Here is a 14,293-nt window from a genome sequence, read left to right on the forward strand (position 1 = left end):
AAAATCACTTTGAATTGGCGGACTTGTTTTGCGGCGTACGTGTCTTCACCGGCGGCGCTGGCGGCGTCGGCTCGACCGGCGCGGGCTGAGCAGTAGCCGGGTCATCCAGCTTGTCCAGATGCATCACCACATTGCCCTCGAAGCGGATGACGTCACCACCTTCGGTAATTCGCAAGCGATCCGCAGTCAGCGTGCCATTGGTCAGCGTGACGTCGACGCGCTCGTCCGAGGAGACCGTGCCCTTGCCCATGTCGACGAACGCCGAGTTCAGCCGCGCCTCATAGCCGGTCGAGGTGCGCAGGAAGATGTCCTTGTGCAAATCGAGCTGCTGCTGCTTGTTGTCGAAACGGCCGGTGCGGGCATCGAGAAACAGCGTCGATTGATCCTCCATCAGCACCTTCGCGCGCAGGTCCGACAGATCGACATGGTCGGGGTCGGTGATGTCCTGTGTCGCGGTCTTGGCCCAGAGCTCGTAGGGCCGCTGGTCCGGCGTGAAGCCGGCCAGATGCGGAGATTCCATCGTGATCTTGGTACCCGACACCACCAAATTTCCGGAATCGAGCGGCAGCTTCGGCATCAGCATGCGGAAGGGATTGAAGATCGAGACGCCGACGATGGCAGCCATGGACAACAGCACCGCGCCCGGCACCGCGACGCGCAGAATCCGCACCAGGCGGCTGTGGCGCGCCGCGCTGGCGAACTTCGCCGCGAGCGCGGCGTCGTAGGTGGGATTCTGGGCCGAATTCACCTGGGTTCCTACTTGCCTGGGCTCCTGAAGTATCGCTCGCCTTGTCGGGTCAGAGGGCGCGCCATTGTAGCCGGCGCCGCCCGAATATGCAGCCGGCGACAGGCCGTTACGAAAGTGTCCGAAACGGGGCGGCAACCTCAGGCTAACCGTCGCGCCGGGCCTCAGGAATGCGCGAAAATGTCCTCTTCCGCCCAGCCCTGGAGGTCGAGCAGGGCGCGAGTCGGCAGGAAGTCGAAGCAAGCCTGTGCCAGCTGGCTGCGGCCTTCCCGGACCAGCATGGCGTCGAGCCGCTCGCGCAAGCCGTGCAGATGCAGCACGTCGGAGGCGGCGTAGGCGAGCTGCGGCTCGGTCAGGCTGTCGGAACCCCAGTCGCTCGATTGCTGCTGCTTGGAGAGGTCGATGTTGAGCACCTCGCGCACGAGGTCCTTGAGGCCATGACGGTCGGTATAGGTGCGGGTCAGGCGGGAGGCGATCTTGGTGCAGTAGATCGGCCCGGTCATGATTCCGAAGGTCTGGTACAGCACCGCGACATCGAACCGTGCGAAGTGGAAGATTTTCGTGACGGCCGGATTGGCCAGGAGCGCCTTCAGGTTCGGCGCATCGGTGTGCCCCTTGGGGATCTGCACCACGTCGGCGCTGCCGTCGCCGGGCGAGAGCTGCACCACGCAGAGCCGGTCGCGGTGCGGGTTCAGCCCCATGGTCTCGGTGTCGATCGCCACCGCTCCGGTGTAGCGGGACAGGTCGGGCAGGTCGCCGCGGTGCAGACGTACGGTCATGGCGTATCAAAACCTCGGGTCGAATCGGTGCATCGATATCATAGGCTAAACGGATGGACCGCGATGTAGCCACTGGCGACAGGTCACGCAAGCGGCGGCCGTGGCCTTACGGGCGGTCAGATCGCGGCGATGACGTGCAGGTCGGTGATCCCATGGTCGCGACTGGAGGGATCGGCTCGCCCTGCGCTCTCGCGCCAGTCGCGACGCAATCAAAGTGATTCACATCCTCCACGGCGGGCGAGATGATGAGCCGCTGCTCTTCCCGGCGGAGCAGGTTTGCAGGCCAGCCCGCTGCAATTCGCCCCGGCGCACCCTATCTCTTGCCGGCCTCCCCGCCCTCGCCCGCTCACGACGAATGAAGTGCCAATGACCGAACAGACGCTCGCAGCGCCGATCGACGACCAAGGCAAACGCCAGCGCGGCTTCTCGCGCTACCAGGCGCTCCTCATCGCGCTGCTGACGTTCACGCAGTTCACGATCATTCTCGATTTCATCATCATGTCGCCGCTCGGCGCCATCCTGATGCCCTCGCTCGACATCACGGCGGGGCAATTCGGCATCGCGGTGTCGGCCTACGCGTTCAGTGCGGGACTATCGGGGATTCTCGCCGCCGGCTTCGCCGATCGCTTCGATCGCAAGCGCCTGCTGCTGTTCTTCTATGTCGGCTTCACGCTCGGCACTGCGCTCTGCGCGGCCGCGCAGACCTACCATGTGCTGCTGCTCGGCCGGATCGTCACGGGATTGTTCGGCGGCGTGATCGGCGCGGTGGTGCTCGCCATCGTCACCGACCTGTTTCCACTGCACCTGCGCGGCCGCGTCATGGGCTTCCTCCAGACGGCGTTCGCCGCGAGCCAGGTGCTCGGCATTCCCGCCGGGCTGTTTCTCGCCAACCACTGGAACTGGCATGTCTGCTTCGCGGCGATCGTGGTGGTGTCGATCGCAGCGATCGCAATCATCGCCCTGGTCATGGAGCCGGTCGACGCGCATCTGAAACTGAAGCAGGACAGGAACGCGTTCCGCCATCTGATCGCGACGCTTGGAGAGCCGCGCTATACGCTCGCCTTCGCCGTCACGACGCTGCTGGCGACGGGCGGTTACATGCTGATGCCGTTCTCCAGCGCCTTCACCGTGCACAATCTCGGCATCGACATCGCGCATCTGCCGACGATCTATCTCGTCTCCGGCCTGTTCAGCATCGTCACGGGGCCGCTGGTCGGCCGTGCCAGCGACACGTTCGGCAAATATCCGACCTTCGTGTTCGGCTGCGCGATGACCGTGGTCATGGTGCTGATCTACACACATCTCGGCCACGTCTCGCTCGCGACCGCGATCCTCGTCAACGTCCTGATGTTCGTCGGCATCTTCTCGCGGATGATCCCGTCGCAGGCGCTGATGTCGGCGATCCCGGACGCGAGCCAGCGCGGCTCGTTCAGCGCGGTCAGCGCCTCGCTGCAGCAGCTCTCCGGCGGACTCGGCTCGGTGCTCGCCGGCGCGATCATCGCGCAAGCGCCCGATGGCTCGCTGATCCATTTCGATCGGATCGGCTACGTCGTTGTCGCGACGACGATCATCACGCTGGTGATGATGTACTTCGTGCAGAAGGCGGTGGCGGAGCGGATGGGGAAGCGGGTGGTGTGAAGGGCACCTTGCCGCAACAGCAGCCCGGCTGCCAGATCAGCCGCCGCCGAACTTGGATGGATCGTCATAGGCGGGAGGATCATCGTGGTCGGTCCGCAGACCGCCGGGAACGGAGTCGTCGCGATAGATCCGCGTACCATTCGGAGTGACGTAGACTGGAACCACGGCCTGGCCCGGCCGAACGATAACATGTCGCGACTTGTGATGCCCTCTTGCGGCGGCGTTCGCAGAAGCACACGGACCGATGAGGAGGCAAAGGCCCAAGACGCACGATCCCAAGACGCCGCGCACTGCACTTTCTCGGCTCATGGCCCAATGCCAACGCAACACTCTGAAAGGGCTTATCTATCTGGATCTGTTTGCGATCCACAAAAGAATGGTGCCCAGGAAAGGACTCGAACCTTCACGGCCGTTAAGCCACTGGCACCTGAAGCCAGCGCGTCTACCAATTCCACCACCTGGGCATGCCGTTTGGGGCACGGAGGCGGTTACTACGGTTCGGTGACGCTGTTGTCAATTCATGCGTGAGGCCCGGTTCGGGATGCCGATTGCGCATCGCAAACCGGCCCGATAAAAGCCTGACAAGACGCACTCTTTTCCGCAGGAACGGACACCCCCATGGCATCGAATCTGGACACGCTCGTCACGGTTTTCGGCGGATCGGGGTTTTTGGGCCGGAATGTCGTCCGGGCCCTGTGCAAGCGCGATTACCGGGTCCGGGTTGCGGTACGGCGGCCGGAACTCGCCGGATACCTGCAGCCCTCCGGCAAGGTCGGACAGGTCCACACCGTGCAGGCGAATTTGCGCTATCCGGCCTCGGTCGAGGCGGCGCTGCGTGATTCGCATGTCGCGATCAACCTCGTGGGCGTCCTCACCGAGGGTGGCGCGCAGACCTTCGACGCCGTCCAGGCCAAGGGCGCCGAAACCGTCGCCAAGGCGGCGGCCGCGGCCGATGCCGGCCTGGTGCATGTCTCCGCGATCGGCGCCGACGCGGAATCGCCGTCGCGCTATGCCAGGGCCAAGGCGGCCGGCGAAGCCGCCGTCCTGGCCGCAGTGCCCTCCGCCACGATCTTCCGCCCCTCCGTGATGTTCGGCCCCGAGGACCAGTTCACCAACCGCTTTGCCGCGCTGGCCCGGATGTCGCCGGTGCTGCCGCTGATCGGCGGCGACACGAAGATGCAGCCGGTCTATGTCGGCGACGTCGCCACCGCGATCGCGGATGCCGTCGACGGCAAGGCCAAGGCCGGCGCGACCTACGAGCTCGGCGGGCCGGAAGTGCTGACCATGCGCGAGATCATCGAGACCATCCTGGAGATCACCGACCGCAAGCGGATGCTGATCCCGCTGCCGTTCGGCCTCGCCCGCTTCCAGGCCGCCTTCCTGCAATTCGCGCCGGGCGCGTTCAAGCTGACGCCGGACCAGGTCACGCTGCTCGAGCGCGACAATGTCGTCTCGGAGGCGGCGAAGGCGGCCGGCCTGACGCTGGAAGGCCTCGGGATCACCCCCGATTCGCTGGAAGCGATCGCCCCGCAATATCTCTGGCGTTTCCGCGCCGCCGGTCAGTTCCAGCGCATGAGCGTGTGAGGCTGGTTTGCTTCTCTCGCTTGCTTGCGGGACGGCGTAGGCCGCCTCTGGCGGCCGTGCTCGAATACGCCGACGCTTAGCTTCGGCAATGGCGTCGCGGCGATGAGGACTTTCGCCTCATTGGCAGTCTCTCTGCGGAGACACCCCTCTCCCCGGCCCTTTCCCGCAAGCAGCCGAGGGAGCGCACCAACCGAGTTGTTGCTCTAAAGCGCGATGCGATCAGGATGAATCGTCATCGCGCTTTAGGTTGTTGTTTAAGCATGATCTTTTCGGAAAACCGCTGCGCACTTTTCCGGATCATGCTCTAGTGGCCCAATGCCAGCGCAATCAGGCCGAGCGTGCCGACGATGACACGCCACCAGGCGAACACCACGAAGCCGTGCCGGGTGACATAGGTCAGGAACGTCTTCACCACGATGATGGCGGTGATGAACGACACCACGAATCCGATCGCGACGATGTTCATGTGGTCCATCGTCATCTCGGCGCTGCTCTTGTAGAAGTCGTAAGCGAACGCACCGATCATGGTGGGAATGGCAAGGAAGAACGAGAACTCCGCCGCCGCGCGCTTGTCGGCCCCCAGGAGCATCGCCGCGACGATGCTGGCACCGGAGCGTGACACGCCGGGGATCATCGCCACGCACTGCGCCATGCCGATATAGAGATACATCAGCAGCGGAAATCTGGTGGCGTCATGCTCGCGCGGCTTGAGATCGAGCTTGTCGACCCAGAGCAGGATAGCGCCGCCGACGATCAGCGTGAAGCAGATGACCCAGGGATTGAACAGCAGGCTCTTGATGTACTTGCCGGCGACGAGGCCGACGACCACGGCCGGCAGGAATGCCACCAGCACGCCGATCACGAAGCGCCGCGCATCGGCATCGCCCGTGAACAGGCCGATCACGACGTCCCACAACTTCCTGAAATACAGCCCGACGATCGCGAGGATCGCGCCCAACTGGATCAGAACCGTAAACGAATCCCAGAACGCGCCTTCGCCGAGATGGAAGAAGCGCTCCGCGAGCAAGAGGTGACCAGTCGAGGACACGGGAAGGAACTCGGTCACACCCTCGATGATGCCGAGGATCACTGCCCGTATTGCGTCTGACATATTTACGGTCCATTTCGGCTGGAAAAGCGGGGCTCTTCTCGCCTATTCGTTCCCATGCCGCAATCGCAAAATACGAAATCACGACCTTGCTTCGCGGTTTTGAGGGCCTAGTGTGGCGCCGCACAAACATTGATGGATTCTTAAGCACCATCAAATAGTCAAAGGCTTCATGTTTACGCTGTTCCATCATCCGTTCTGTCCGCATTCGCGCTTCATCCGCCTGATCGCGGGCGAATACGGGCTTGACCTGAAGCTGATCGAAGAGCGCAGCTGGGAGCGGCGCGAGGCGTTTCTGCTGCTCAATGCGGCCGGCACCACGCCGGTGCTCGTCGACGAGGAGCAGCCGCCGATCCCCGGCGCAGCCATCATCGCCGAATATGTCGACGAGGCCTATGGTGCCGAGATGGGGCCGAAACGCTTGATGCCGCAGACGATCGGCGAACGTGTCGAGGTGCGCCGGCTGATGGCCTGGTTCAACGAAAAGTTCTTCGAGGAGGCTTCGCACCCGCTCGTCACCGAGCGCATCTACAAGCGCTTCATGAGCGAGGAGAACGGCGGCGGCCCGCCTTCGGCCGACGTGATGCGCGCGGCGAAGGCAAATGTGCGCTATCATCTGGCCTATATCGGCTGGCTGGCGCAGACGCGCAATTTCCTCGCCGGCGACCGGCTCACTTACGCGGATCTCGCCGCCGCGGCCCATCTCTCGGCGATCGACTATCTGGGCGACGTGCCATGGAGCGAGGACGACGCAGCAAAGGCGTGGTACGCGCGGGTGAAATCCCGCCCATCGTTCCGTCCGCTCCTCAGCGAATGGCTCGCCGGCGTGCCGGCGTCGCGGACCTACGTGGACCTGGATTTCTGACGAGGATCGTCATGCCCGGGCTCGTCCCGGGCATCCACGTTCTTTCTCTTCTCGTGAATGCTACACAAGGACGTGGATGGCCGGGACGAGCCCGGCCATGACGAGTGTGGATGCATCGGTGATTAAATCCAGCATCGACATTGATGAGCTCCGTACTGCGCTCACGCATGAAGCGCGCGGGCTCGGCTTCGACTGCATCGGCATCACCGCGCCGGGCACGATCGAGAGTGCCGGCAAACACTTCCTCGAATTCATCGCATCGGGCGGCCATGGCGACATGGACTGGCTCGCCGCAAGCCCCGAGCGCCGCGTCGATCCGCGCGGGCTGTGGCAGGACGTTCGCAGCGTGATCATGCTCGGCGTCAATTACGGTCCCGACTCCGATCCGCTGGCGATTCTCGAGCAGCCCACGCGCGCGGCGATCTCGGTCTATGCGCAGGGCGACGACTATCACGACCTCATCAAGAAGCGCCTGAAGGCGCTGGCGCGCTGGCTGGTCGCGACCGTTCCGTCGGACGTGAAAGTGTTCGTCGACACCGCGGCGGTGATGGAGAAGCCGCTGGCGCAGGCGGCGCATCTGGGCTGGCAGGGCAAGCACACCAACCTCGTCTCGCGCGAGTTCGGCTCATGGCTTTTTCTCGGCGCGATCTACACCACGCTGGAGCTGCCGCGCGATGTCGCCGAGATCGATCATTGCGGCTCGTGCCGGGCCTGTCTCGACATCTGCCCGACCGCGGCGTTCCCCGCGCCCTACAAGCTCGATGCGCGACGCTGCATCTCGTACCTTACCATCGAGAACAAGGGACCGATCCCGCGCGAATTTCGCAAGGCCATCGGCAATCGCATCTATGGCTGCGATGATTGTCTTGCGGCCTGCCCCTGGAACAAGTTTGCGCAGGAGGGACGCGAGGCCAGGCTTGCGGCGCGTGATGAATTGCGCGCGCCTGCGCTCGCCGAGCTGGCACGGCTCGACGACGCGGCGTTTCGCGCGCTGTTCACGAAGTCGCCGGTGAAGCGCATCGGCCGCGACCGCTTCTTGCGGAACGTGCTGATTGCGATCGGCAACTCGGGCGAGGTGGCGTTGGCGGAGGAGGCGCGGCGATTGCTGGATGACGCGAGTCCGCTGGTACGTGGTGCTGCGGTGTGGGCGCTGGGGCAATTGGTGGAACGCACCGAGTTTGATGCGATGAAGTCTGCTGCGGCGAGCAACGAGCACGACGACAGCGTGCGGGACGAGTGGCAAGTCGCTCTGTAACCCTCATCCTGAGGAGCGCGCTTGCGCGCGTCTCGAAGGATGGAGGCCGAGATGCAGCAGCGGGGGCCTGCATCCTTCGAGACGGCGCTTCGCGCCTCCTCGGGATGAGGATTGAGGACCTTGATTTCCTCATCCATTCCCGCAATCTCGCACGTCATGACAAACATGCCTTTCTTCACCCGCGACGGCGAGACATTCCACCCGACGGAAGTTGCCAACGGTCCCTGGGATCCGAAGTCGCTGCACGGGCGCGTCATCGTCGGCCTGCTCGGCTTCGTCATCGAGGAACGCCATTCCGGGCCTGAGTTCGTGCCGGCGCGGCTCACCGTCGACATGTTTCGGCTGCCGACCATCGACAAGCCGATTGAAGTGACGACGCGGCTGGTACGCGATGGGATGCGCATCCGCGTGGTGGAAGCGGAGTTCGTTTCCGGCGGGGTCAGCATGGCGCGCGCGTCGTGTCAGCTGCTGCGCAAGACGCAGAATCCTGATGGCAATGTCTGGTCGCCGCCGAACTGGGACGCGCCGAAGCCGGCCGACATTCCCAAGCCCACGGATCCCAGGCTCGGCATGAACGGCAAATGGACGACGCGGCCGATCGTCGGCCAGATGGGCTCGCTCGGGCCGCGCCGGTTGTGGATGAGCGAGGTGCGCGAGCTCGTTGCGGGCGTGCCGATGACGCCGTTCGTCCATGTCGCAACCGGCGCCGATTTCGCCAGCCCGTTTGCCAATGCCGGCGACAAGGGGCTCGGCTACATCAACAGCGACGTCACGATCTATCTGCACCGCCTGCCGGTTACGGAGTGGATCGGCTTCGAAGTCGTGAACCACCACGCCACCGACGGCGTCGCGATCGGCGAATGCTGGCTCTATGACGAAGATGGCCCGATCGGCACCGCGACCGTGGCAGCGCTGGCGCAGCGCAAGCCGATGGCGAATCCGTCGAAGCGGTAGGAGCGTGCGCCTCTCTCCGGTCGTCATTCCTGGATGCGCCGTCAGGCGCAGACCCGGAATCCATTGGACCGCAGGCCAAAAGGCGAAATGGATTCCGGGTTCGCGCTTCGCGCGCCCCGGAATGACGATCAGGTGAGATGCCGCTGCATCTCCGGCCGCGCCTTCAGCTCGGCGCCCTGCTTGCCGACGATCTTCGCAATTCTTTCAGGCGCAAACTTCAGATCGACGAACGCCGGCGCGGTGTTGGCGACCTCGTGATAGCTCGCGATCTTTCCATCCTGCAGCGTCATGATCGCGACGCCCTCGAACATCGCCCGCACGCCATTGGCTTCCGGCAGGGTCGATTTGTAGCTGAAGGTGTAGCGCGCATAGAGCGTGGTGCCGTCGGTGACGGGATCGTGCATGTCCCAGCGGAAATCCGTCGCCGTCCGATAGAACCAGTCGTCGATCATCGCCGCGATTTTTTCGCGGCCTTCGAAGGCGCCATAGAAGACGTCGTGATAGACGCCGTCCTCGGTGAACAGTTCGGCAAAGGCGCGGCCGTTGCGCTGCTCGACCGCGTCGCAGAAGGCGCGCAGCATGGCGGTTGTGGTCATTGGCGTTTCTCCTTCCCCGTTCTCTGTCATGCCCCGGCTTGACCGGGGCATCCGGTACGCCGCGGCTTCTCGACTCAAGCACAGCCGTCTCTGGGATACTGGATCGCCCGATCAAGTCGGGCGATGACACCGAATGCTGGGTGATGATTTCACCCGATCTCGGCGACCGCGGCAAGGATGCGCGCGATGTCCTGCGGGCGGGAGAGACGGTGATCGCCGTCCTGGATCATGGTCAGCACGACGTCGTCGGCCGGCAGGCGGTGCGTCAGCGCGAACGCGTGCTGCCACGGCACATCAGGATCTTTCGCGCCTTGCAGGATTCGGACGGGACAGCCGAGATCGATGGCGCTGCCGAGCACGAGGTGTTTGCGGCCCTCCTCGATCAGGTTCCGCGTGATCGGATAGGGTGAGCCGTCGCCGTATTCCGACGGCCGCATCCAGACGCCCCCGGTCTCGATCTCCTTCTTCACCGCGGGCGAAAAATTCTTCCACATCAGCTCCTCGGTGAAGTCGGGCGCCGGTGCGATCAGGACGAGACCGGCCAGCGACGCCTTGCCGGAACGCTTCTTGATCTCGCGCGCGAGCAGCAGCGCGATCCAGCCGCCCATGGATGAGCCGATCAGGATTTGCGGGCCGTCGCAAAACCGCTCGAACACCGCGACGCTCTCCTCCAGCCAGCGTCCAATGGTTCCGTCAGCGAAGTCGCCGCCGGACTCGCCGTGGCCGGAATAGTCGAACCGGACCATTGAGCGGCTGTGATCCCGGGCCCAGGCGTCCAGCGCCAAGGCCTTGCTGCCCTTCATGTCCGAGTTGAATCCGCCCAGCCAGACCAGCCCCGGTCCCTGTCCACGCCGACTGCGTACCGCGATCCGGCGTGCGGACAGGCCTTCACCCACATTGACGAAGTCGAGCACGGCATCAGGAATTATATCGGTCATGGAACATTTACTCTGGCTGTGCGGTTTGAGCTGTCCGGGCGCGTCCCGCGATGCAACCCGTTGGCTGCATTGGCCGCCCTTTGGGACGCTTGCGGAACAGAAGCAAGGTGTCTATGTCGTCTGCGTGCTCAGGCGTGACCAAAATGCCTCGCATTTGAGGGTTTTTCGCACGCCGCATGAGCGACTTGCTTGCCGGCAAACGCATCTTCCTTCAAGATAGCCGCTTCTTTCACAACTTTGGAGAACCACCCATTCGCCGTCCTAATAAAGCTCCGCCCGCTGCCAGCAAAGACGGGCCGCGCATCAATGATGATATCCGCAATGCGCAGATCCAGCTGATCGACCAGACCGGTGACAACAAGGGCACGGTCGAGACAGTCGTCGCTATCCGGATGGCCCAGGAAGCCGGCATGGATCTGGTCGAGATTTCGCCGAATGCCAGCCCTCCCGTCTGCAAGATCATGGACTACGGGAAGTACAAGTATTCCGCTCAGAAAAAAGCCGCGGAAGCCCGCAAGCGGCAGAAGACCGTCGAGATCAAGGAGATCAAGCTCCGCCCGATGATCGACGACCATGATTACGACGTGAAGATGCGCGCGATGCAGCGGTTCTTCGAAGAGGGCGACAAGGTCAAGATCACGCTGCGCTATCGTGGCCGCGAAATGGCGCACCAGGAAATCGGCACCAAGCTGCTGGACAAGATCAAGACCGACGTCGCCGAGCTCGCCAAAGTCGAGCAGGACGCGCGGTTCGAAGGTCGCCAGGTCGTGATGGTGCTGGCGCCCCGCTGACGCGAAGCGCTTTAGGACTGAGAATTCAACGGCCCGTCCGGATCTCCGGCGGGCCGTTTTGTTTTTCCGAGGTGGAGAGCGCTAGCGTGCAGAGCAAGATGGCGCGAAGTCGAATCGCGATCGAAAGCACCGCTCTCGCCGTTCCCCTCCCCCCTTGTGGGGGAGGGGCAGGGAGGGGGGTGCCACACGGGGACTCTTTCCATCGCGGATCGGCCCGCGGTGCATCGTCACAAACGAGCACCTCTTGCTGGGCTACCCCCCTCCCTAGCCCTCCCCCACAAGGGGGGAGGGAACGCACCGTCCGCTTCGCGACAGCTAAAGCATGATCCGGAAAAGTGCGTAGCGGTTTTCCGAAAAGATCATGCTTAAACAACAACCTAAAGCGCGATGACGATTCATCCTAATCGCATCTCGCTTTAAGTCCTCGTCGCCTGCCAGGTGCCGCTGCACCGGTCTCCGGAAATGATGCCCCTCCACGAGCCGACACCGTTCCTGCCGGCGAGCCGACCGCCGCCGCTGGCATGAGAGGCGCCGACGGAAACCTGGACCGCCACAGTGCCGGAGCGGTTGACCCTGCCCGAGACCCGGCCGCCGCCGGCGGACGAGACGCGGCTGCCCGTCACGGTGAAGGGGACGCTGTAGCCTGAGCTGCAATTGCCCCTCGTGGTGGCGAAGGTGACGTTCCAGATGCCGTCATAGCCGCCGACGCGGGCATCGGCAGCCGACGGCAGCATGGCGGCGGCGAGCACGGCCAACACCGCCAGTTGACGCCGGCGGACGAGACCAGTCAAAGACGACGGCGATCGGGAAAAATGGGCCATTTTGGTCCTGCTCCAGGCGGCTCGGCTGGGGACGTAAAGGGTGGCAACACCGGATAGTCTCCGGGCCTGTTCCGCCGGTTCATCGTTGCCATTTGGCTCCCGCTCTGTCATAAGCCCAGCCTTCATCGCCCGGCTGATTAAGGGCTGCCGTGGCGGTGTTTCGTGTGGGTTTCGCGCTCGTTCGCAAAAACCTGAGCACAATCAACGCTCTAACGAGCATTATAGACGGCCAGCCGCCTTCACGGGCGGATTTCTGTTGCGGCCATAGGAGAGCCAAATGCCCAAGCTGAAGACCAAATCGGGCGCCAAAAAGCGCTTCAAGGTGACTGCCACCGGCAAAGTGATGCACGCCCAGCGCGGCAAGCGTCACGGCATGATCAAGCGGACGAAGAAGCAGATCCGTCAGCTCCGCGGCACCCGCGTGCTGTTCAAGACCGACGGCGACAACGTCAAGAAGTACTTCTTGCCGAACGCCTGATCGCGTCCACGATCACCGCCAGCCGCGCCGCGCATCCCGCGGCGATCCGAAAACCAAGTCATCTCTGAAGGAATTTTGTCATGTCTCGCGTCAAACGCGGTGTGACCGCCCACGCCAAGCACAAGAAAGTCTACAAGGCCGCCAAGGGCTTCTATGGCCGCCGCAAGAACACCATCCGCGCCGCCAAGCCGGCCGTGGAGAAGGCGCAGCAATACGCCTTCCGCGACCGCAAGCGTAAGAAGCGGACGTTCCGCGCGCTCTGGATCCAGCGCATCAACGCTGCGGTCCGTCCGTTCGGCCTGACCTACAGCCGGTTTATCGACGGCATGGCCAAGTCCGGGATCACCGTGGACCGCAAGGTGCTGTCGGATCTCGCGATCAGCGAGCCCGCCGCGTTCCAGGCGATCGCCGAGAAGGCCAAGGCTGCGCTGGCGGCGTAAGCCGTCTTCCACCGTGCTCTGCGCAGCATTCAGCTTGTGATGGCCCGGGCGGAGGCGCGTCTCGCGCTTTACCGCCCCGGCCGTCGTCCGGCGCGCAAACACACTTCTCCGACGTGGATGCCCGGCACGATGCCGGGTGTGACGGGCTAGGATCATCGGCTCAGCATCCTGGCCAAAAGGGATTGCCATGACCGATCTTGCCCAGCTCCAAGCCCAGATCATCGCCGACATCGCCGCCGCCGCCGACGAGGCTGCGTTGGAAGCCGTGCGTGTTGCAGCCCTCGGCAAGAAGGGCTCGATCTCGGCGCTCCTCGCGACGCTCGGCAAGATGTCGCCGGACGAGCGCAAGACGCAAGGCGCCGCGATCAACCAGGCCAAGGACAAGGTCACCGAGGCACTTGCCGCACGGCGCGACGTGCTGAAGTCCGCGGCGCTCGATGCGCGACTCGTGTCCGAGACCGTCGACGTCACCCTGCCGCTGCGCGACGCACCGGTCGAGACCGGCCGCATCCATCCGCTGAGCCAGGTCTGGGACGAGCTGACCACGATCTTCGCCGACATGGGATTCTCGGTCGCCGAAGGTCCCGATATCGAGACCGACGACTACAACTTCACCAAGCTGAATTTCCCGGAAGGCCATCCCGCGCGCGAGATGCACGACACGTTCTTCTTCCATCCGAAGGAGGACGGCTCGCGCATGCTGCTGCGGACCCACACCTCGCCGGTGCAGGTGCGCACCATGCTGAGCCAGAAGCCGCCGATCCGCGTGATCTGCCCGGGCCGCACCTACCGCATCGATTCGGACGCGACCCACACGCCGCAATTCCATCAGGTCGAAGGCCTCGTCATCGACAAGACCTCGCATCTCGGTCACCTCAAATGGATCCTGCACGAGTTCTGCAAGGCGTTCTTCGAAGTCGATCACATCAACATGCGCTTCCGCCCGTCGTTCTTCCCGTTCACCGAGCCGTCGCTGGAAGTCGACATCCAGTGCCGCCGCGACAAAGGCGAGATCCGCTTCGGCGAGGGCGAGGACTGGCTGGAGATTCTCGGCTGCGGCATGGTGCATCCCAACGTGCTGCGCGCCTGCGGCATCGATCCCGACGAGTACCAGGGCTTTGCCTGGGGCATGGGCATCGACCGCATCGCCATGCTGAAATACGGCATCGCCGACCTGCGCCAGCTGTTCGACAGCGACGTCCGCTGGCTGTCCCATTACGGCTTCAAGCCGCTGGAAGTGCCAACGCTTGCGGGAGGGCTGAGCTCGTGATGGCGATGCCCGGCCACACAATGACTCTCTC

Annotated in this window: 15 protein-coding genes and 1 tRNA gene; 9 read left to right on the forward strand and 7 right to left on the reverse strand. The window is 63.8% G+C overall.

The window, feature by feature from the left end:
* Window positions 1–4: 4 nt before the first annotated feature.
* Both lptC and ACSHT2_RS20405 read right to left on the reverse strand, forming a co-directional pair.
* Window positions 5–748, reverse strand: coding sequence for an LPS export ABC transporter periplasmic protein LptC (gene lptC / locus ACSHT2_RS20400; RefSeq protein ID WP_440636099.1), 744 nt, complete (start codon window positions 746–748; stop codon window positions 5–7).
* Window positions 749–909: 161 nt separating this feature from the next.
* Complete coding sequence (locus ACSHT2_RS20405) at window positions 910–1,524, reverse strand: ribonuclease D (protein WP_440636101.1); 615 nt, start codon at window positions 1,522–1,524, stop codon at window positions 910–912.
* A gap of 366 nt (window positions 1,525–1,890) precedes the next feature.
* Here ACSHT2_RS20405 and ACSHT2_RS20410 point away from each other — a divergent pair, with 366 nt between their 5' ends.
* Entirely contained in the window at window positions 1,891–3,162 is a 1,272-nt protein-coding gene (locus tag ACSHT2_RS20410; protein ID WP_440636103.1) for an MFS transporter, read from the forward strand.
* Between the two features lie 377 nt (window positions 3,163–3,539).
* Here ACSHT2_RS20410 and ACSHT2_RS20415 read toward each other — a convergent pair.
* Window positions 3,540–3,626, reverse strand: a tRNA-Leu gene (locus ACSHT2_RS20415).
* Window positions 3,627–3,780: 154 nt separating this feature from the next.
* Here ACSHT2_RS20415 and ACSHT2_RS20420 point away from each other — a divergent pair.
* Complete coding sequence (locus ACSHT2_RS20420) at window positions 3,781–4,746, forward strand: complex I NDUFA9 subunit family protein (RefSeq protein ID WP_440636104.1); 966 nt, start codon at window positions 3,781–3,783, stop codon at window positions 4,744–4,746.
* Between the two features lie 304 nt (window positions 4,747–5,050).
* Here ACSHT2_RS20420 and ACSHT2_RS20425 read toward each other — a convergent pair whose 3' ends face one another.
* Entirely contained in the window at window positions 5,051–5,857 is an 807-nt protein-coding gene (locus tag ACSHT2_RS20425) for an undecaprenyl-diphosphate phosphatase (protein ID WP_440636106.1), read from the reverse strand.
* 169 nt (window positions 5,858–6,026) lie between these two features.
* Here ACSHT2_RS20425 and ACSHT2_RS20430 point away from each other — a divergent pair, with 169 nt between their 5' ends.
* The 3 genes from ACSHT2_RS20430 (at window position 6,027) to ACSHT2_RS20440 (ending at window position 8,928) form a co-directional block, all read left to right on the forward strand.
* Window positions 6,027–6,719, forward strand: coding sequence for a glutathione S-transferase family protein (locus tag ACSHT2_RS20430; RefSeq protein ID WP_440636108.1), 693 nt, complete (start codon window positions 6,027–6,029; stop codon window positions 6,717–6,719).
* A 97-nt stretch (window positions 6,720–6,816) separates the two neighbouring features.
* Window positions 6,817–7,974 (forward strand): tRNA epoxyqueuosine(34) reductase QueG, encoded by a 1,158-nt coding sequence (gene queG, locus ACSHT2_RS20435; RefSeq protein WP_440636109.1) that lies wholly within the window; start codon window positions 6,817–6,819, stop codon window positions 7,972–7,974.
* A 156-nt stretch (window positions 7,975–8,130) separates the two neighbouring features.
* On the forward strand, window positions 8,131–8,928 hold the full coding sequence (locus ACSHT2_RS20440) for an acyl-CoA thioesterase domain-containing protein (protein WP_440636111.1): 798 nt from the start codon (window positions 8,131–8,133) through the stop codon (window positions 8,926–8,928).
* Window positions 8,929–9,056: 128 nt separating this feature from the next.
* Here the strand turns inward: ACSHT2_RS20440 and ACSHT2_RS20445 are convergent, their stop codons facing one another.
* A complete protein-coding gene (locus ACSHT2_RS20445; RefSeq protein WP_440636112.1) occupies window positions 9,057–9,524 on the reverse strand; it encodes a nuclear transport factor 2 family protein in 468 nt (155 codons plus the stop codon).
* A gap of 149 nt (window positions 9,525–9,673) precedes the next feature.
* Complete coding sequence (locus tag ACSHT2_RS20450; protein WP_440636113.1) at window positions 9,674–10,462, reverse strand: alpha/beta hydrolase; 789 nt, start codon at window positions 10,460–10,462, stop codon at window positions 9,674–9,676.
* Between the two features lie 251 nt (window positions 10,463–10,713).
* Between ACSHT2_RS20450 and infC the strand changes: the two genes are divergently transcribed.
* Window positions 10,714–11,253, forward strand: coding sequence for a translation initiation factor IF-3 (gene infC / locus ACSHT2_RS20455; RefSeq protein WP_080659921.1), 540 nt, complete (start codon window positions 10,714–10,716; stop codon window positions 11,251–11,253).
* 416 nt (window positions 11,254–11,669) lie between these two features.
* On the opposite strand, the gene ACSHT2_RS20460 is transcribed toward infC, so the two are convergent.
* Window positions 11,670–12,074, reverse strand: a complete 405-nt coding sequence (locus tag ACSHT2_RS20460; protein ID WP_440636115.1) for a hypothetical protein — start codon at window positions 12,072–12,074, stop codon at window positions 11,670–11,672.
* A gap of 277 nt (window positions 12,075–12,351) precedes the next feature.
* On the opposite strand from ACSHT2_RS20460, the gene rpmI reads away from it, so the two are divergent.
* From rpmI to pheS, 3 genes are all read left to right on the forward strand, one after another.
* Entirely contained in the window at window positions 12,352–12,552 is a 201-nt protein-coding gene (gene rpmI, locus ACSHT2_RS20465; RefSeq protein WP_008539890.1) for a 50S ribosomal protein L35, read from the forward strand.
* Window positions 12,553–12,632: 80 nt separating this feature from the next.
* Window positions 12,633–12,992, forward strand: coding sequence for a 50S ribosomal protein L20 (rplT, locus tag ACSHT2_RS20470; RefSeq protein WP_027561620.1), 360 nt, complete (start codon window positions 12,633–12,635; stop codon window positions 12,990–12,992).
* Between the two features lie 187 nt (window positions 12,993–13,179).
* Window positions 13,180–14,262 (forward strand): phenylalanine--tRNA ligase subunit alpha, encoded by a 1,083-nt coding sequence (gene pheS, locus ACSHT2_RS20475; RefSeq protein ID WP_440636116.1) that lies wholly within the window; start codon window positions 13,180–13,182, stop codon window positions 14,260–14,262.
* The last annotated feature ends 31 nt before the right edge of the window (window positions 14,263–14,293 follow it).

This window comes from Bradyrhizobium sp. PUT101 (genome assembly GCF_052043945.1).
Taxonomy (GTDB): domain Bacteria; phylum Pseudomonadota; class Alphaproteobacteria; order Rhizobiales; family Xanthobacteraceae; genus Bradyrhizobium.